The following is a 15,867-nucleotide window of genomic DNA, read 5'->3' on the forward strand; positions in this document are numbered from 1 at the left end:
ACCGTCGTTTAAAGCTGAGATGGGTAAAAGGATTTTTTATTTTATTTTTTTGCTGGTTATATCCTCTTTGGCAGCTCTTGGGCAGGATAAAGGGGTCTTTTCAGGGCAGGTGCTAAACGAACAAGGAAAAGTTGTTCCTGATGCGAATGTTGTATTATACAACCAGCAATGGAAACCTGTATCTCAAGTTCATTCAGATTCAGAAGGGCGTTTTTTATTATATCTGCCAGGTGATTCTGTCTATACAATTGTCATATCTTTTCTTGGTTTTGAAAATTTCGCAAAACAAATAACTCCTTCAGAAAGAAATGCAGGAACAATTGTGTTTCAACTAAAGCCTGATGTTCAGATGCTCAAGCATGTTGAAGTCAAAGGGAAATTTAAGGAGGAATCAGGTGGGCAGGTAAGTACAATCAAAATAGATCCCAAGATTCCCAAATACCTTCCGTCTGCATTTGGAGATTTTAATAAAATCCTTTCCACGGCAGGGCTTGGTGTTGTTTCTAACAGTGAACTTTCGTCTCAGTATGGTGTGCGTGGAGGTAATTTTGAGGAAAATCTGGTATATGTCAATGGTATTGAAATATACCGACCCTTTCTGGTAAGGAGTGGGCAGCAGGAAGGTTTAAGTTTTGTCAATCCTGACATGGTCGCTGATATTGAATTTTCTGCCGGAGGATGGCAGCCGAGATATGGAGATAAGTTGTCTTCTATGTTATCTGTAAAGTACAGAGAACCTAAAAATCTGAGAGGGACTATTACAGCAGGGCTGTTGAACAATGCCTTATATCTGGAAAATTCAGCATTCAAGAAGAGGTTATCTATTGCAATCGGCGCCAGACAGAAGTCCTCTCAATACCTCCTTAAAACCCTTCCGGTCAAAGGTCAGTACAAACCAAAATTTTATGATATACAATCCTATATTTCACTTGATTTAACCAAAAAAAGTCGTGCCGCAGAGTATGGAAAACGGACGACATTGGGACTTTTATTAAGCTATTCAAAAAATAAATACCAGGTATTTCCCTCCAGGAGTAAAGTCCAGTTTGGCACACTTAATCAGGTGATGAATTTGACAGTTGACTTTGACGGTAAGGAAATCATGGAATATGAAACTTTTCAAAGCGGACTAGTTTTGACACATCAATTTACCAAAAGATTTAAAACGGAATTTATAGTCTCTGGTGTCAGGACAATAGAAAATGAAGGGTTTGATGTGGAAGCTGGTTATAAACTATACGAAGTGGAATCAGGTCCGAGTTCTAATTTTATCCCTCAGCTAAATGCTCCCCTCATTATAAGAGGGATTGGAACTAATTTTGATCACGGCAGAAATTCCCTGAAAGCTTCAATTTTCAATTTTACTCATCGAGGGTATTATCGTCTCAATTCAAAGAATAAGGTTGAATATGGATATAGTCTTACTAAAGAAATAATCGATGATCAGTTGAATGAGTATTCTTTCACGGACTCTGCTCAGTATATAACGCTTACAAGATATATCAATACGACAGTTGATTTAGATTCTTGGAGAAATCAGGGATATATTCAGAATACGTTCAGTCCTGATTCAACTCATATTTTAACTTATGGAGTAAGATTAAATTACTGGTCATTAAATAACCAGTTGCTGGTAAGTCCTCGTCTTCAGTATGGCTGGATACCGACTTCAAGACCCAATTTGATGCTAAGGGCTGCAGCCGGAGTATATCAACAACCTCCATTCTATAGGGAACTTAGAAATTTTGACGGGATTGTCAATACTAATCTCAAAGCCCAGACCTCTTATCATTTTATTGCAGGAAGTGATCTTAAGTTTATGTCATGGGGAAGAGAGTTTAAATTTATCTCAGAGATTTATTATAAATATCTGACAAACGTAGTACCTTATGACATTGATAATGTAAGGCTGCGGTATTATGGACAGAATCTTGCCAGGGCATATGCTACAGGAATTGACTTCAGGGTCAGCGGGGAGTTTGTGAAAGGTGAACAGTCCTGGTTCAGTCTCAGTTTTTTAAGAACAATGGAAGATGTTCAGGGGGACGATCGGGGTTATATCAGAAGACCTACAGATCAGAGAGTAACAGCAGCAATCTTCTTTCAGGATCATTTGCCAAATAATCCAACAATTAAAATGTACCTGAATCTTGTGTTCGGCTCAGGATTACCTTTTGGTCCTCCGGAAAATAAAAACTTCAGAGCTGCAGCTACAGCTCCATTTTACAGGAGAGTGGATATTGGTTTTTCGAAGTTATTAAGCATGCAGGATAAGGAAGTATTGAAAAAGTCTCTTTTTGAGTCACTTTGGTTGAGCATTGAAGTGCTGAACCTTCTTGGGGTAAATAATACAATCAGTTATTACTGGGTAAGTGATTTTCAAAATCGTCAATTTGCTGTCCCTAATACCTTATCGGCAAGGTTTTTGAATGTCCGCCTGATAGCGAAATTTTAAACATACAGAATAAACAATGCATACAATGAGAATTCCCTTTAAAGTTATTTTCAGCCTACTTACAGTTTTAGTTCTTGCAGGTTCATGTACTAAAAAGACGGTAACAAGAGTAAGCCCAGATCAGCAGATAGATCTAAGTGGCAGATGGAATGATGTAGATTCAAGGCTGGTTGCTGAAGAAATGGCTAAGGATATGATCAACAGACCATGGAGAAATGATTTCATGGCAAGGAATAATAAAAAGCCAACGATTATATTAGGTGTAATCAGTAATAAGAGTCATGAACATATTGATGCTCTTACTTTCATTAAAGACCTTGAAAGAGAATGCATCAATACAGGTACAATAAGAGTTGTTCAGAATGCAGAATTCAGAGAAAAGCTGAGAGTAGAAAGAGCAGATCAGCAGCAATTTGCATCTCCTGAAACTCAGAAAAAATGGGGCAGAGAGCTTGGAGCAGATTATATGGTATTCGGTACGATCAATTCAATTGTAGACTCTGAAGGTAAGAGAAAAGTAGTGTTTTATCAGATCAATCTTGAACTTGCTGATCTTGAAACCAATGAACTTGTTTGGATTGGGGACAAGAAAATTAAGAAATATATAGTTAATTAAGTTGCATAAGTACTGGTGGGGGATGGGACGAGTTATAATTTGTTTGATTTTTGCAGGTCTGTGTTTTTCCTGTGTTTCCTATTATCAGAGAAATATTAGGTTCAATACTTATTTTGTTCAAGGCCAGCTGAAGGAAGCAGAGGATGAATTGGCCAAAGATAAAAAGGGAGCAAAAGGAAAAAACAAACTTATATATTATTTAAACAAAGGCGTTGTTGCTTCTATGCAAGGAAATTATGCTGGAAGCAATGACCACTTTGAAGAGGCTTACAGAATTGCAGATAATCACCACAGAAATCTGCTCAATGAAGGACTATCCTTTCTGACCAATCCTAAAATAGTCGAATACTATGGAGAGGAGTTTGAACTCCTTATGATGCATTATTACAAGGCTTTAAACTATCTGAAGATGGGACAGTCCGAAGAAGCCCTTGTAGAATGCAGAAGGATGGATATCAGATTAAAACAGCTAAGCGATAAGTACAAATCGGAAAATAAATATAAAAGAGATGCATTCATCCATCTTTTAATGGGAATCATATATGATGCTAATAAAGATTATAATAACGCTTTTATAGCGTATAGAAATGCTTTAGAGGTGTACCAGGCAGATTATCAAAAAATGTTCAATCTTGGCCCTCCTGAACAGCTTAAACAGGATCTTTTGAGAACAGCCTACCTCAGTGGTTTTAATGAAGAACTTGTAAGGTTTGAAAAAGATCTTGGTATTAAGTATCAGCCTTCTTTAGGCAAAGATGAAGGCGACCTGGTTTTCATCTGGCATGATGGTCTTGGGCCTGTTAAAGAAGAATGGAGTATCAACTTCAGTATTATCAGAGGAGAGGGAGGCGTTGTGACTTTTGTTAATCCTGAACTCGGATTAAACTTTCCTTTTGCCATTAGCAATGACAATTACGAGTCCAGTGGTTTAAGCAAGCTTGAATTTATACGTGTAGCATTTCCTAAATACGTAGAGCGGCCACTGGTATATGAAAGTGCAACTTTATCCGGAGGAGGAAAAGAGGTTCCTTTACAACTGGCTCAAGATATTAATGCCATTGCCTTTAAGTCTTTAAAAGACCGAATGCTATTAGAACTTGGTAAATCGCTTCTCCGTGTTGGATTAAAGAAAGCTGCAGAATATAAAATACGACAGGAAAACGGAAATCTGGGAGCGGCTTTCAGTATTGTTAATGCTATAACAGAACAGGCAGATACAAGAAACTGGCAGACGTTGCCTCACAGCATTTATTATGCAAGGCTTAAACTCCCGGAAGGGAAGCAGACTATTTCCTTTACCACAAAGGGAAGGCAAGATCTGAAGAAGCAAGAAATTTCAGTAGAAATTAAAAAGAATAGTACCAATTTTCAGACCTTCAGTTCGCTGGACGCTATGCCAGCCCTAATCTATTATTAGTAAATCTGATAAACTATGATTTCTATGTTGTTTGTAATACAGAATTTCATTCCTCCTGAATGATTTTAACTTTCAATATAGTTAATGACTCCTAATGCTCAAAAACTTCTCCACAAGAGAGAGCATCTTATTTTAATTAAAGAGTAAAAGAAAAAGGTTCTTATAATTATAAACAGCAGCCTGGGCAGAAAATACAGTTAAGAATAAAATAATTATTATTGAAGCAAGAGGAGACGTTTTAGGAGATCAGAATAAAAAAAAACATCCGGCAGGTAAGTATGAAGTCGAAAGACTAATCATTCTCCGGTAATTCATGGTAGTGATAGTAAGATAAAATCAAAAAAAATGCAAAAAGCAGTTTTTTGCTGGAGTGGAGGTAAAGACTCCGCTTTTGCTTTATATAAGACAATATCATCAGGCGCATTTGAGATCTTGGCATTGCTAACAACTATTAATTCCGCCTATTCCAGAGTGTCTATGCACGGGGTGAGAGAAGAGTTGATGGATCTTCAGGCAAAGCATATAGGAATTCCATTGTATAAGGTATATATACCTGAAGTTTGCACTAATGAAGAATATGAAAAGCAAATGGAAGAAGCAATGATATACTGGAAAGAAAAGGGAGTTTCTCATATTATTTTTGGAGATATATTTTTAGAAGATTTAAAAAGATACAGAGAGGAAAAGCTGGAAAAAGTAGGAATGAAAGCTGTTTTCCCTTTATGGAAGGAGGATACAGCAGAACTGCTCTCAAGCTTTTTGAAGTTAGGTTTTAAAACAATGATTTGTTCAGGAAGCTGTAAAAACATAAACGAGGAATTAGTAGGAGAAACCCTATCTGAGGAAATAGTGGGATTGATGTCACCTGGTACTGATCCATGTGGTGAAAATGGAGAGTTTCATACATTTGTCTATGAAGGTCCGGTATTCAGAGAAAAGCTGGATGTAGCCTGTACGGAAAAAGTAGTAAAATATTACAATGTAAAAAAAGAAACGGAGGGCAGGATAGTGGAAGAAGAAGTTGGATATTGGTTTGCCGACATAAAGTTGAAGGAATAAAAAGTGTTAACTCTTTTTATTCCTTCATATATCTTAATGCTGGAAATTAAAGTAATATCCGGATTTTTTCTTCTTCGATTTTTTAGCGCTTTTATGCTTTCCCGGCTTTTTGGGTGTAAAAGCAAATGACTCAGCCATGTTAGCGGTAACAAGAACCAGAGTAAGGATAAATATAACGTGAAGTTTTTTCATGATTAATAAATTTATTATTTCCCAAATAATTGACAATTTAATAAAAAAAATAGACTTATTGCAATTTTTAATAGAAAAAAAACTAGAGGATCATACCACTAAAGACTTAATAGTCAAATAATATCGGTAAAATACAATTAGTAAAATAATCATAAATGGGATTGAATTGTTTTTGGAAAAAATACACTCTGAATTTTAAGTTTGATGCAGGGACTTCACGAGGGGTGCTTAAAACTCATGATGTGCGGTATCTTGTAATATCAAATGAAAAGAATTATTCGACTTTTGGAATAGGGGAATGTGCGCCGTTAAAAGGACTGAGTATCGATGACAGACCTGATCTGGATGAAAAGCTGGAGGAAGTTTCCAGGCTTATTTTAAAGAAGAATTCAATAGATGAATGTGAAGAGTTTTTCATGTATCTGCAAGAGTGGCCTTCCATTCGTTTTGCTTTGGAAACAGCGTTACTGGATTTAAAGCAAGGAGGAAAAAGGAAGCTTTTTGACACAGATTTTACTACGGGAGGAAAAGGAATTCCGATCAATGGTCTGATCTGGATGGGGGACTTTAATTTTATGGAAAGGCAGTTGTGGGAAAAGCTGGAACAAGGATTTAACTGTATTAAGATTAAGGTAGGTGCAATTGATTTTAATAAAGAATGTAATCTGCTGGAAAAAATCAGAACCAGATTTTCTCCGGAACAGATTGAGATCCGTCTTGATGCAAATGGCGCATTTACAGAAACGGATGCTGAAATCAAATTAAAGCAACTCTCAGAATTTACTATTCATTCTATTGAACAACCTGTAAAGGCAGGCCAGGTAGAATTAATGAAGCATCTTTGTACTTTGAATATCATACCGGTAGCGTTGGATGAGGAACTTATAGGTGTATATACAAAAGATACAAAAGTAGAATTGCTTCAAAAGATCAAACCTCAATACATCATACTCAAACCCACTCTTTTAGGTGGATTTAAGCAAAGTGCGGAATGGATTGATGCAGCAGATAGAATAAAGGCTGGCTGGTGGTTTACTTCTGCTCTGGAGTCTAATGTTGGCCTCAATGCCGTTGCTCAGTTTGCATATAGCCTGAACTCTCCAATGCCGCAGGGATTGGGCACCGGCAAGCTTTATCATAACAATATTGATTCTCCGCTTGTTATTCAATCAGGGGCTCTGTACTACGATCCTTCACAAAATTGGAATTTTAATCCCTTGTTATAATGGCAATAGTATGATATGAGGTATACATTAATTACCGGAGCTAGCAGAGGTATTGGCCTGGCATTGGCAGAATATTGTGCGTCTAAAAATTTTAATTTGGTTCTTGTTTCAAGATCCGAAAATAAGCTTTGGGAGATAGCTGAAAGATTAAAAGCTACCAAAAGAATTGATGTAAAAGTTTATTCTGCAGATCTTACAGAAAGTGATGTTCCAGAGAAACTTTATAACTGGTGTTTAAAAGAAGGAATAAAGGTAAATGCGCTTATCAATAATGCAGGAGCAGGTCTGTATGGCAAGTTCTCTTCATTATCACTGGATAATCAGTTAAATCTGATTAAATTAAACCAGTCTGCTTCTGTGTCGCTGATCTATAACTTTATTCCTATGCTTAAAGCTGAAGGCGGATATATTATGAATGTAGCAAGCACTGCATGTTATCAGCCAATTCCATTTATGAGTGTGTATGCTGCTACTCAGTCTTTTCTGCATTCATTTACTCTGGCACTGCGTGAAGAGTTAAAGCCATTTAACATATCTGTCAGCTGTCTTTGTCCTGGACCTACTGCAACCGATTTTTTTGAAGAAGCTGGATTGAAAAATCTTCCTGTTGATTCAAGTGAAGTGAAAATGTCTCCTGAAGAGGTAGCTGAAATAGCTGTAGAAGGTATGCTTGCTCATGATTCTGAAATAATTCCAGGAACAAGCAATATGTTTGGAGCCTACTTCAGTAAGATTTTTCCAAACAAGTTTATTGTAAGGACTCTTAACAGACTTTTTGCACCAAAGAATTAAATATTAGTGGTTGGTTTGTTTTTAAAATTCATTTTCACTTTATGGAAATGAATTTTTTTTTATATTGAAATTATGGAAGACAAGTTACATTCAGACGGGAACATTTTATTTTTTAATAAAGATTATATTTCCGAATTCATTTATGGAGGTATTGATGGTGCAATTACCACATTTGCAGTTGTTGCAGGAGCTGCAGGAGCAAATTTATCAATATCTGTAGTAATTATTCTTGGCTTTGCTAACCTTATTGCCGATGGCTTTTCAATGTCGGTGGGAAACTACTTTTCAACTAAGGCAGAGCAGGATACTTACGAGAAAAATAAAGCTGTTGAATATTGGGAAATCGAAAATATGAGGGAAAAAGAAATTGAGGAAATAAGGGAGATATACCAAAAGAAAGGATTCGAAGGTGAACTACTAAATAGGGTTGTTGAAGTGATTATTTCCAATAAAGATGTATGGGTGGATACTATGATGAAGGAAGAACTTGAGATGTCTAGAGATGAAAGAACTCCTTTTAAAACCGCCGGAATGACTTTTCTATCTTTTGTCACAATCGGTCTGATTCCTTTGCTGGCGTATCTATTTGCAATTCTGAATATATTGGAACCAAGCAATTTGTTCCTGGTAAGTTGTATTCTCACTGGTATAGCTCTTGCAATTGTAGGTAGTTTTAAGAGTATAGTTACAAATAAAAATAAATTAGTAGGGATCATGGAAACACTTTTCCTTGGAGGTATTGCGGCATTTCTTGCATATTATGTCGGAGCTGTTCTTGAAAAAATCTTTACATAATATTATATAAAGAAATTCACCAGCTGGTTTAAAAGAGCTCAAATACTAATTTTTAAGTGAATAAAGTCTTTCTAATTCAATAAACATTTTAATGTTGATATCTGTAGAGACGCCATGCATGGCGTCTCCTTATCCACGGGCATGGTCTTTAAATTTATCAGGACACATTAAACGGCAGATATTGTTTTCTATAAAAAAACATTATAAAAGATATGAGACGCCAATGTGTAGTGTTTCTACAAGTAAAAAGCTAACGCTTATCGGCACTCCAAATTTTCTTAATTTTTTCATCCGGATAAGTAACCTCCTGATATAATCCCTTTATATTCCCTTCTGAAATTACTCCATTCCAGCGAATGATACTTCCATCAGAAGGGTTGTAGGAGGAAAAAGTTATACCTTTACTGTTAGTAGATCCTTTAATTTTACCCCGGAATGGATATTTTCCCTTTCTTAAAATTCTTCCTTCAACTTTACCCAAGTGGTCTATAATTATAAATAACTCAAATTTACCATTTAGGTCATTGGAGTAATTGGCAAAAGAACCATAATAGTGGCCCGCTGGATTCATGGATTCTTTATTCTGATAAAACTCCCAGAGAGCCCAAAAAGTAACAAGAATACTAATCATTGCTGCTGTTGCCTCGATCTTCCTTAAAAATCCTTCATTACTGCTCATAGCATGTTCTTAATAAAATAAAAAGCCATCTCCCTTAAATTTTGTTTAGGAGGAGGTCAAAAATATGAGCCTTTAATTGGAAACAATTGCAGTAACTTCTATTTCTATCAGAAGATCAGGAGATATGAGTCGGTTTACTTCCACCATTGTAGCAACCGGATTTATTCCAATAAAAAAATGACCATGAGCTTTACCTATTTCTTCCCATTGACTAATATCGGTAACATACATGCGCGTCCTCACCACATCTTTCATACTGCATCCGAAATGTTCAAGACATTTTTCAATTTTTGACAAAATAAAATGAGTTTGTTCATAAACATTTCCTATACCGATTACTTTGTCTTCTTCCATTGCAGTAGTCCCTGCTACTTCTATTATGTTTCCTATTTTTACTGCTCTGGAATATCCAACTATGTCTTCCCAAGGTGTTCCGGATTTTAAAACTTCTCTTTTCATGTGTATATTTTCTTAAAAAAACTAATTGTCAAAAATAGCTACAACCCTGGCTGGGGCTGCCGATGCTCCCTTTATCTTTAATGGAAAAACAGCAACTTTAAATCCGAATGGGGGAAGTGCTTCCAGATTTACCAGCTGTTCCATATGAAGGTATTCGTGCTTTTGTCCTACAAGATGGGCTTGCCAGAAGAGTTCAGAATTGGACGTTTCTTTAGCTTTGGCAGCCATATACCTTAATGGCAGATCAAAACCCCACTGATCTATACCCATTACTTTTATACCTCTTTCAATAAGCCATTCAGTAGCTTCTTTACTCATGCCTGTTCCTTTATTTATATAATCTTCACCCTGAACCTTTGATCGGCCGGTTTTAATAAGGACAATTTTACCAGGAGCTATTTCCGCACCAGACTTTTTAAGGTCTGCTTGAATATCATCGATTGTTATGATATCAAAGTCTGCCTTATGACTCATATCTATAACAATTCCTTCCCCATAAAGCCATTCAAGAGGAACCTCATCTATGGTCTTTGCCTTCTTTCCATTTACTGTCTCTGAATAATGCCATGGTGCATCAATATGGGTTGAAGAGTGAACCCCCATTCCAAGGATTGTATCATCTGCCCATCCTATGAACTTTGAAGGGAATAGGCGGACAGGAAGACCAACAAAAAAACGGATAAGAAACTTACTCTTTCTATGAGCTTTGTTTTCGACTTTTATCCTCATAAACCATGGATCTTTTTTGTTGTATTCAATGGTTTTGGAAAGATCAATAATACGTGACATTTTATGATTTAATTTTTTTATAATAGATGTTTTTACTTTTGGTAAAACATTCCATGCAAACCTATTGGCAGATGTACAGGAGCATAAGCCCTTGCAATTTCAGTCAAATCAGCTGCATTTAATAGCAAAAGAAATGAAGATTGTTTTTGTATATCAAGGACCACTGATAAAATGATACCATCGTCTTCTGAAGACCCTCCGGGAGCGGCTACAAATAAAGGTTCTGAAGGATACATATCTTTATGATACCAAACCTTTACATCTCCTGAGCTGATATCTATTTTCACAAGCTGGTTATTTACTTCAATATTCTGAGTTTCCTTTAAGCCAAGTCCATAAACGAAATTATAAGATTTGCATGACCTTTTCATATTGAAAGATGGCAGATCCAGAGAGGTGTCGGAGAGTTGAATAAGATCCACGGTTCCGGTTTTTAAATTTATTTTTGCTCTATAAAGCAACCCCATGCTTTCTTTTTTAAGACCGTTTTGTTTGAGTTTATCTAAATAAAGATCTTTGATTACTGAAGGATCATTGTATAAGCAAAGATCAATTAATACCTCATCTGATTCTTCGAAAGCATTGACTGTATGGAAGAAAAAGAAGGGGCTAGATTTAAAGGTTTTAATTTTTCCGCTTATGCGATTCACGAGATGAAATTTAGTGCCATTTTCAGGTTTCCAATGATAGCAGGCTTCATATGGTCTGTTAAGAAATCTGCTGAACATTAGTTGCCATATGTTAAGCTCCAAAGGTTGCTCTATGAATATGAAATAATTCTTTGTTAATGCATAGCTGTGAAAATAAGTATGCTTAGGTGCAGATAAGGAACCGAATGGTTTTCTTTCAAATGTGGATTCTGAAATTTTGATAAAAGAGAAGTTTCCTTTGGGGCCTGGTTTTCCAAGACAGTTAAAAACTTCTTTGGTTTCAGGATCGTAACAACTATGAGCTGCACTAAACATATAATCATTTCCAAACTGATCAGAAAATTTAATTTCTCCTATGGTTTCAAGTGAATTAAAATCAAACTCAACCATATAGGAGAAGTCTGATACAGCTGCTATTCTATTACCGTTTTTTAGAATGCTCACACTTGCATTTGATGCTTCAGGCTTGGAAAAAGCACTGAAAAACTTATTGAAAATGGAAGCGCAAGGATCAGCAACTGTTCCCCAACTTCTGTTTTTTATATAATTGGCAGATGTACTTTTTATATAATCTTTGGATTGAAGAAACTTACTTTTATAAGATACTTTTCCATCCTGAATAGAAAATTTATGAATCATGGAAAACCCGTCAAACCAATGGTTCAGCTTGTATTCTCCAACTTCAAATTTGGCAGGTCCGTTTCTGATAAGGTCACCCGAGAGCCATTCAGGTATTTGTCCTTCTATATCAAGATTACAATTTGATGTTTCTTTTTCAACGCTTGTATAAATGAGTGAATCCATAGGTGCTTTATTTAAAAATATGCTTTTAATCAACTTTTGTAAAGGGAAATTGGTATGCTGTAAACCTGTTTTTATTAAACATTTTTTTCCAATTAAGCTTTATTGGTTTGACAGATATTTGTTAAAAATAAACCAACATGAGTTTAAGGCTAAATATAGGAAAAGTTGCGCCGGAAGCAATACAGGCCCTTAATGTCCTGGATGAATTTCTTCAATGTTCCGATTTAGCTAATAACCATAAAAATCTTATCAAAATAAGAGTCTCTCAGATTAACGGCTGCTCATACAGCATTCATAAATATTCTGGAGAAGCTCGGCGATCAGGGGAAGTAGAAGAGCGGATATACGGGCTGGCAGCCTGGAAAAATTCAAACTTATATACAGAAGATGAAAGATCTGTTTTGGCTCTTGCAGAAGAGGTAACTTTAATCGGAGATAACCATGTTACGGATGAGGTGTATGCCAGAGCAATGAAATTTTTTGATGAGCATTATTTCTCTCATATTATAATGAGCATTATCACGATTAATGCCTGGAACAGGTTAACCATAGTTGCCAGGATGCTCCCTGAAAAACATGGAGAAATTAGATCTTAAGCCATTAGTATTTCTACAACTTTTTCTACCCCTGTGCTTGCCTTTTCTTCTATCAAATGAAGATTGGGGCGTTTTCTTACGGCAGGCATATTGGGATCTATTACATAGACAGGAATACTTTCTCCTACATAATCAAGCAATCCTGCAGCAGGGTATACCTGAAGGGAAGTGCCAACTACGATAAAAATATCAGCTTTCATTGCCAGCTTCATGGCTTTGTCCATCATTGGTACCATCTCTCCGAACCAAACAATATGTGGTCTTAGCTGAGATCCATGCGGACATTTTTCTCCAAGCTTTAACTCCCAGCTATCCATATCATAGATCAGGTTTTCATTTAGTGAACTGCGGCATTTAAAAAGCTCTCCGTGCAAATGTATTATTTTAGAAGAACCCGCTTTTTCATGCAGGTTATCTACATTTTGTGTAACAATAGTGACATCGTATTTTTCCTCCAAGGTTACCAGACCAAGGTGCCCTGCATTAGGCTGAGCGTCAAGCGCAGCTTTACGTCTGAGGTTATAAAATTCCAGCACAAGAGCGGGATTCTTTCTCCAGCCTTCAGGAGAAGCTACTTCCATTATATCATGTCCCTCCCATAATCCCCCTGCATCTCTGAAAGTAGATATACCGCTTTCAGCTGAAACTCCGGCTCCGGTTAATACAACAATTTTTTTCATCTTTTTTACAAATCCTGTATGAGTAATAAAATTACTTTTGTAATCGAAAATAAAAAAGGTCCATGTGAAAACATGGACCTTCAGGTTATTTTTTCTTTGCTGCTTTTTTAGCTGTAGTCTTTTTAGTCGCTGTTTTCTTTGCTGCCGCTTTTTTTGCCGTAGCCTTTTTAGCGGTGGTCTTCTTGGCAGCAGGCTCAGCAGTACTTTTTCTGGCGAATCTACTTTTCTTTTCCGGAACGCTTTCTGCCCATTCAAGTGCTTCCGCTAGGGTTATGCTCTGAGGTTCGCGGTCTTTAGGAATTTTTACATTTTTCTTACCGACAGCGATATATGGTCCCCATCGACCGTTAAGTACTTTTACCTCTTCATTTTCAGGGAACTCTTTGATAAGCTTTTCAGCATCAGCTTTACGTTTATTAAGGATCAGCTCAATACAACGTTCTTCTGTTATTTCCAAAGGATCATCCTCTTTTCCCAGAGAATAAAATTTATTATCGTGTTTGATATATGGACCAAACCTTCCTATAGCAACTGTCATGGCCTTATCCTCAAAGAAGCCAGTATCTCTCGGAAGCTTGAAAAGTTCAAGAGCATCTTCAAGATTTAAGGTTTCTATAAGCTGACCTTTTCTTAAGCTTGCATATTGAGGTTTTTTTCCTGTTGTCTCATCAGCTTCACCAATCTGAACAATAGGTCCGAATCGACCAAGTCTTGCGATTACCTTTTCACCTGTAACAGGATGTGTCCCAAGCTCTTTGGATGTCTGAACTACAGATCTGTCGATAGCTTCAGTAGATTCTACTTTTTGGTGGAATGAATTATAAAAAGTCTCCAGCATTTTTTCCCACTTCTTTAAACCTGAAGCTATTTCGTCAAACTCTTTTTCAACTGTAGCTGTGAAAGAGTAGTCCGTAATATTAGGGAAATATTGCACAAGGAAATCTGTTACAATCATTCCCATATCTGTTGGGAATAACTTCGCTTTCTCTTGTCCGGTAATCTCTGTTCTGTCCTTTTTATTTATTGTATTATTCTTCAGAGACAGTTCTTTATATTTTCTTTCTTTTCCGTCTCTGTTTTCTTTTATCACATAGCCTCTTTTCTGAATAGTAGAGATTGTTGGAGCATATGTAGAAGGACGGCCAATTCCCATTTCTTCAAGTTTTTTAACAAGACTGGCCTCGGTATATCTTGAAGGAGGTCGTGAGAATCTTTCCACAGCTTTCATCTCATCAAGATTAAGCTTTTGTCCAACAGTAAGAGGAGGAAGCATGCTACTGTTTTCTTCTTCAGATTCTTCATCATCAGAAGATTCAATATATAGTTTAAGGAAACCTTCAAATTTGATTACTTCACCAGTGGCAGTCAATGTTTGTGGAACAGTTGATATGGCAATGGTTGCGACCGTTTTTTCAATTTGAGCTTCAGCCATCTGAGAAGCTATAGCTCTTTTCCAGATGAGTTCGTAAAGTCTTTGCTCGTTTCTTTCTTCTCCGGCCTGACTTTTGGAAAAATCGGTTGGTCTGATGGCTTCGTGAGCTTCCTGAGCACTTTCTGATTTGGTCTGGTATTGTCTTATGTTAACAAACTCCGGTCCATAGCTTCTGGTAATCTCTTTTTCCGCAGCATTCAAAGCATCCTGAGAAAGACTTACAGAGTCAGTTCTCATATAAGAGATCTTTCCTGATTCGTAAAGTCTTTGTGCTAAAGTCATTGTCTGAGCGACAGAAAACCCTAATTTTCTACTTGCTTCTTGTTGAAGAGTAGATGTTGTAAATGGAGGAGCAGGAGATTTTTTAGCAGGTTTTTTCTCAAGGTTTTTAATGCTAAATTCAGCCCCGATCACTTTGGTTAAAAAAGCCATTGCTTCATCTTCAGAATTGAAGCGCTCACCAAGTTCAGCTTTAAGTACTTTACCTTTATCTACGATAAATTCGGCAGAAACCTTAAATGCAGCTTTAGTATTGAATTTTTCAACTTCACGTTCTCTTTCTACCACTAATCTTACTGCAACCGATTGTACTCTACCTGCAGAAAGACCGGTTTTTATTTTTTTCCATAATATAGGAGAAATCTCAAAACCTACAAGCCTGTCAAGAATACGTCGTGCCTGTTGAGCATTTACCAGGTCAAGATCAATACCTCTAGGACTTTGAATTGCATTAAGAATTGCATTTTTGGTGATTTCCCTGAATACAATGCGTCTTGTATTTTTTTCATTTAGATTTAAAGCTTCCTTGAGATGCCAGGAAATAGCTTCACCCTCGCGGTCATCGTCGGTCGCTAACCAAACCGTTTCGGCCTCCTTCGCAAGTTTTTTTAGTTGTGAAACAACATCCCTTTTGTCATCAGAGATTTCATATGTCGGCTTAAAGCCATTTTTTATATCGATCGCCTTATCTCCTTTAGGAAGGTCCCTCACGTGACCGTAACTTGACGTTACCAGAAAATCCTTTCCCAGGTATCCTTCTATGGTTTTAGCCTTCGCAGGCGACTCAACAATAACTAAATTTTTTGACATTGAACTAATTATGACTTTAAATCAAAAGCAAATTTGGGCCAAAGATGATTAAAAATTTTTAAAAAAACACTTTGCAAAAATTTTTAGTGCCATATTCAGATAAATTTGTACTTTCGGTGTTATATATTTTTATAGGG

General features: G+C 36.6%; 15 protein-coding genes. 8 read left to right on the plus strand and 7 right to left on the minus strand.

Annotated elements, in window-relative coordinates; all coding sequences use genetic code 11:
• Nucleotides 1-19: 19 nt before the first annotated feature.
• The 4 genes from MYP_RS03715 to MYP_RS03730 all read left to right on the plus strand — a co-directional run bounded on the left by MYP_RS03715 (nucleotide 20) and on the right by MYP_RS03730 (nucleotide 5,547).
• On the plus strand, nucleotides 20-2,455 hold the full coding sequence (locus tag MYP_RS03715) for a TonB-dependent receptor (RefSeq protein ID WP_045458589.1): 2,436 nt from the start codon (nucleotides 20-22) through the stop codon (nucleotides 2,453-2,455).
• 25 nt (nucleotides 2,456-2,480) lie between these two features.
• Nucleotides 2,481-3,071: a penicillin-binding protein activator LpoB gene (locus MYP_RS03720; protein ID WP_045458592.1), complete on the plus strand. Its 591-nt coding sequence runs from the start codon at nucleotides 2,481-2,483 to the stop codon at nucleotides 3,069-3,071.
• Between the two features lie 22 nt (nucleotides 3,072-3,093).
• Nucleotides 3,094-4,488 (plus strand): COG3014 family protein, encoded by a 1,395-nt coding sequence (locus MYP_RS03725; RefSeq protein WP_045458595.1) that lies wholly within the window; start codon nucleotides 3,094-3,096, stop codon nucleotides 4,486-4,488.
• 345 nt (nucleotides 4,489-4,833) lie between these two features.
• Entirely contained in the window at nucleotides 4,834-5,547 is a 714-nt protein-coding gene (locus MYP_RS03730; protein WP_045458598.1) for a diphthine--ammonia ligase, read from the plus strand.
• Nucleotides 5,548-5,580: 33 nt separating this feature from the next.
• Here the strand turns inward: MYP_RS03730 and MYP_RS26340 are convergent, their stop codons facing one another.
• Entirely contained in the window at nucleotides 5,581-5,739 is a 159-nt protein-coding gene (locus MYP_RS26340) for a hypothetical protein (protein WP_197059999.1), read from the minus strand.
• A 155-nt stretch (nucleotides 5,740-5,894) separates the two neighbouring features.
• Between MYP_RS26340 and MYP_RS03735 the strand changes: the two genes are divergently transcribed.
• From MYP_RS03735 to MYP_RS03745, 3 genes are all read left to right on the plus strand, one after another.
• Entirely contained in the window at nucleotides 5,895-6,965 is a 1,071-nt protein-coding gene (locus MYP_RS03735; protein ID WP_045458601.1) for an o-succinylbenzoate synthase, read from the plus strand.
• 15 nt (nucleotides 6,966-6,980) lie between these two features.
• Nucleotides 6,981-7,757, plus strand: a complete 777-nt coding sequence (locus MYP_RS03740) for an SDR family NAD(P)-dependent oxidoreductase (protein WP_045458604.1) — start codon at nucleotides 6,981-6,983, stop codon at nucleotides 7,755-7,757.
• Nucleotides 7,758-7,829: 72 nt separating this feature from the next.
• Complete coding sequence (locus MYP_RS03745) at nucleotides 7,830-8,552, plus strand: VIT1/CCC1 transporter family protein (protein WP_156140287.1); 723 nt, start codon at nucleotides 7,830-7,832, stop codon at nucleotides 8,550-8,552.
• Between the two features lie 250 nt (nucleotides 8,553-8,802).
• On the opposite strand, the gene MYP_RS03750 is transcribed toward MYP_RS03745, so the two are convergent.
• From MYP_RS03750 to MYP_RS03765, 4 genes are all read right to left on the minus strand, one after another.
• Nucleotides 8,803-9,231, minus strand: a complete 429-nt coding sequence (locus MYP_RS03750; protein ID WP_045458610.1) for a hypothetical protein — start codon at nucleotides 9,229-9,231, stop codon at nucleotides 8,803-8,805.
• 72 nt (nucleotides 9,232-9,303) lie between these two features.
• Nucleotides 9,304-9,690: a RidA family protein gene (locus MYP_RS03755; RefSeq protein WP_045458613.1), complete on the minus strand. Its 387-nt coding sequence runs from the start codon at nucleotides 9,688-9,690 to the stop codon at nucleotides 9,304-9,306.
• A 21-nt stretch (nucleotides 9,691-9,711) separates the two neighbouring features.
• Complete coding sequence (locus MYP_RS03760; protein WP_045458617.1) at nucleotides 9,712-10,479, minus strand: cyclase family protein; 768 nt, start codon at nucleotides 10,477-10,479, stop codon at nucleotides 9,712-9,714.
• A gap of 32 nt (nucleotides 10,480-10,511) precedes the next feature.
• The gene (locus MYP_RS03765; protein WP_045458620.1) at nucleotides 10,512-11,933 is read right to left on the minus strand and encodes a carotenoid oxygenase family protein; all 1,422 of its coding nucleotides are present in this window, start codon (nucleotides 11,931-11,933) and stop codon (nucleotides 10,512-10,514) included.
• Nucleotides 11,934-12,070: 137 nt separating this feature from the next.
• Between MYP_RS03765 and MYP_RS03770 the strand changes: the two genes are divergently transcribed.
• On the plus strand, nucleotides 12,071-12,529 hold the full coding sequence (locus MYP_RS03770; RefSeq protein ID WP_045458625.1) for a carboxymuconolactone decarboxylase family protein: 459 nt from the start codon (nucleotides 12,071-12,073) through the stop codon (nucleotides 12,527-12,529).
• On the opposite strand, the gene MYP_RS03775 is transcribed toward MYP_RS03770, so the two are convergent.
• A complete protein-coding gene (locus MYP_RS03775; protein ID WP_045458628.1) occupies nucleotides 12,526-13,209 on the minus strand; it encodes an SIR2 family NAD-dependent protein deacylase in 684 nt (227 codons plus the stop codon). The genes MYP_RS03770 and MYP_RS03775 overlap by 4 nt on opposite strands.
• A gap of 85 nt (nucleotides 13,210-13,294) precedes the next feature.
• On the minus strand, nucleotides 13,295-15,730 hold the full coding sequence (gene topA, locus MYP_RS03780) for a type I DNA topoisomerase (protein ID WP_045458631.1): 2,436 nt from the start codon (nucleotides 15,728-15,730) through the stop codon (nucleotides 13,295-13,297).
• Between the last annotated feature and the right edge of the window lie 137 nt (nucleotides 15,731-15,867).

Source organism: Sporocytophaga myxococcoides (assembly GCF_000775915.1).
GTDB lineage: Bacteria > Bacteroidota > Bacteroidia > Cytophagales > Cytophagaceae > Sporocytophaga > Sporocytophaga myxococcoides_A.

What these genes read in the sequence shown, in the direction of transcription:
- MYP_RS03720 (WP_045458592.1), top strand. Translation starts at nt 2,481, where the DNA reads ATGAGAATTCCCTTTAAAGTTATTTTCAGCCTACTTACAGTTTTAGTT.
- MYP_RS03730 (WP_045458598.1), top strand. Translation starts at nt 4,834, where the DNA reads ATGCAAAAAGCAGTTTTTTGCTGGAGTGGAGGTAAAGACTCCGCTTTT.
- MYP_RS03735 (WP_045458601.1), top strand. Translation starts at nt 5,895, where the DNA reads ATGGGATTGAATTGTTTTTGGAAAAAATACACTCTGAATTTTAAGTTT.
- MYP_RS03775 (WP_045458628.1), bottom strand. Translation starts at nt 13,209, where the DNA reads ATGAAAAAAATTGTTGTATTAACCGGAGCCGGAGTTTCAGCTGAAAGC.
- MYP_RS03725 (WP_045458595.1), top strand. Translation starts at nt 3,094, where the DNA reads ATGGGACGAGTTATAATTTGTTTGATTTTTGCAGGTCTGTGTTTTTCC.
- MYP_RS03750 (WP_045458610.1), bottom strand. Translation starts at nt 9,231, where the DNA reads ATGAGCAGTAATGAAGGATTTTTAAGGAAGATCGAGGCAACAGCAGCA.
- MYP_RS03755 (WP_045458613.1), bottom strand. Translation starts at nt 9,690, where the DNA reads ATGAAAAGAGAAGTTTTAAAATCCGGAACACCTTGGGAAGACATAGTT.
- MYP_RS03745 (WP_156140287.1), top strand. Translation starts at nt 7,830, where the DNA reads ATGGAAGACAAGTTACATTCAGACGGGAACATTTTATTTTTTAATAAA.
- MYP_RS03740 (WP_045458604.1), top strand. Translation starts at nt 6,981, where the DNA reads ATGAGGTATACATTAATTACCGGAGCTAGCAGAGGTATTGGCCTGGCA.
- MYP_RS03765 (WP_045458620.1), bottom strand. Translation starts at nt 11,933, where the DNA reads ATGGATTCACTCATTTATACAAGCGTTGAAAAAGAAACATCAAATTGT.
- MYP_RS03770 (WP_045458625.1), top strand. Translation starts at nt 12,071, where the DNA reads ATGAGTTTAAGGCTAAATATAGGAAAAGTTGCGCCGGAAGCAATACAG.
- topA (WP_045458631.1), bottom strand. Translation starts at nt 15,730, where the DNA reads ATGTCAAAAAATTTAGTTATTGTTGAGTCGCCTGCGAAGGCTAAAACC.
- MYP_RS26340 (WP_197059999.1), bottom strand. Translation starts at nt 5,739, where the DNA reads ATGAAAAAACTTCACGTTATATTTATCCTTACTCTGGTTCTTGTTACC.
- MYP_RS03715 (WP_045458589.1), top strand. Translation starts at nt 20, where the DNA reads ATGGGTAAAAGGATTTTTTATTTTATTTTTTTGCTGGTTATATCCTCT.
- MYP_RS03760 (WP_045458617.1), bottom strand. Translation starts at nt 10,479, where the DNA reads ATGTCACGTATTATTGATCTTTCCAAAACCATTGAATACAACAAAAAA.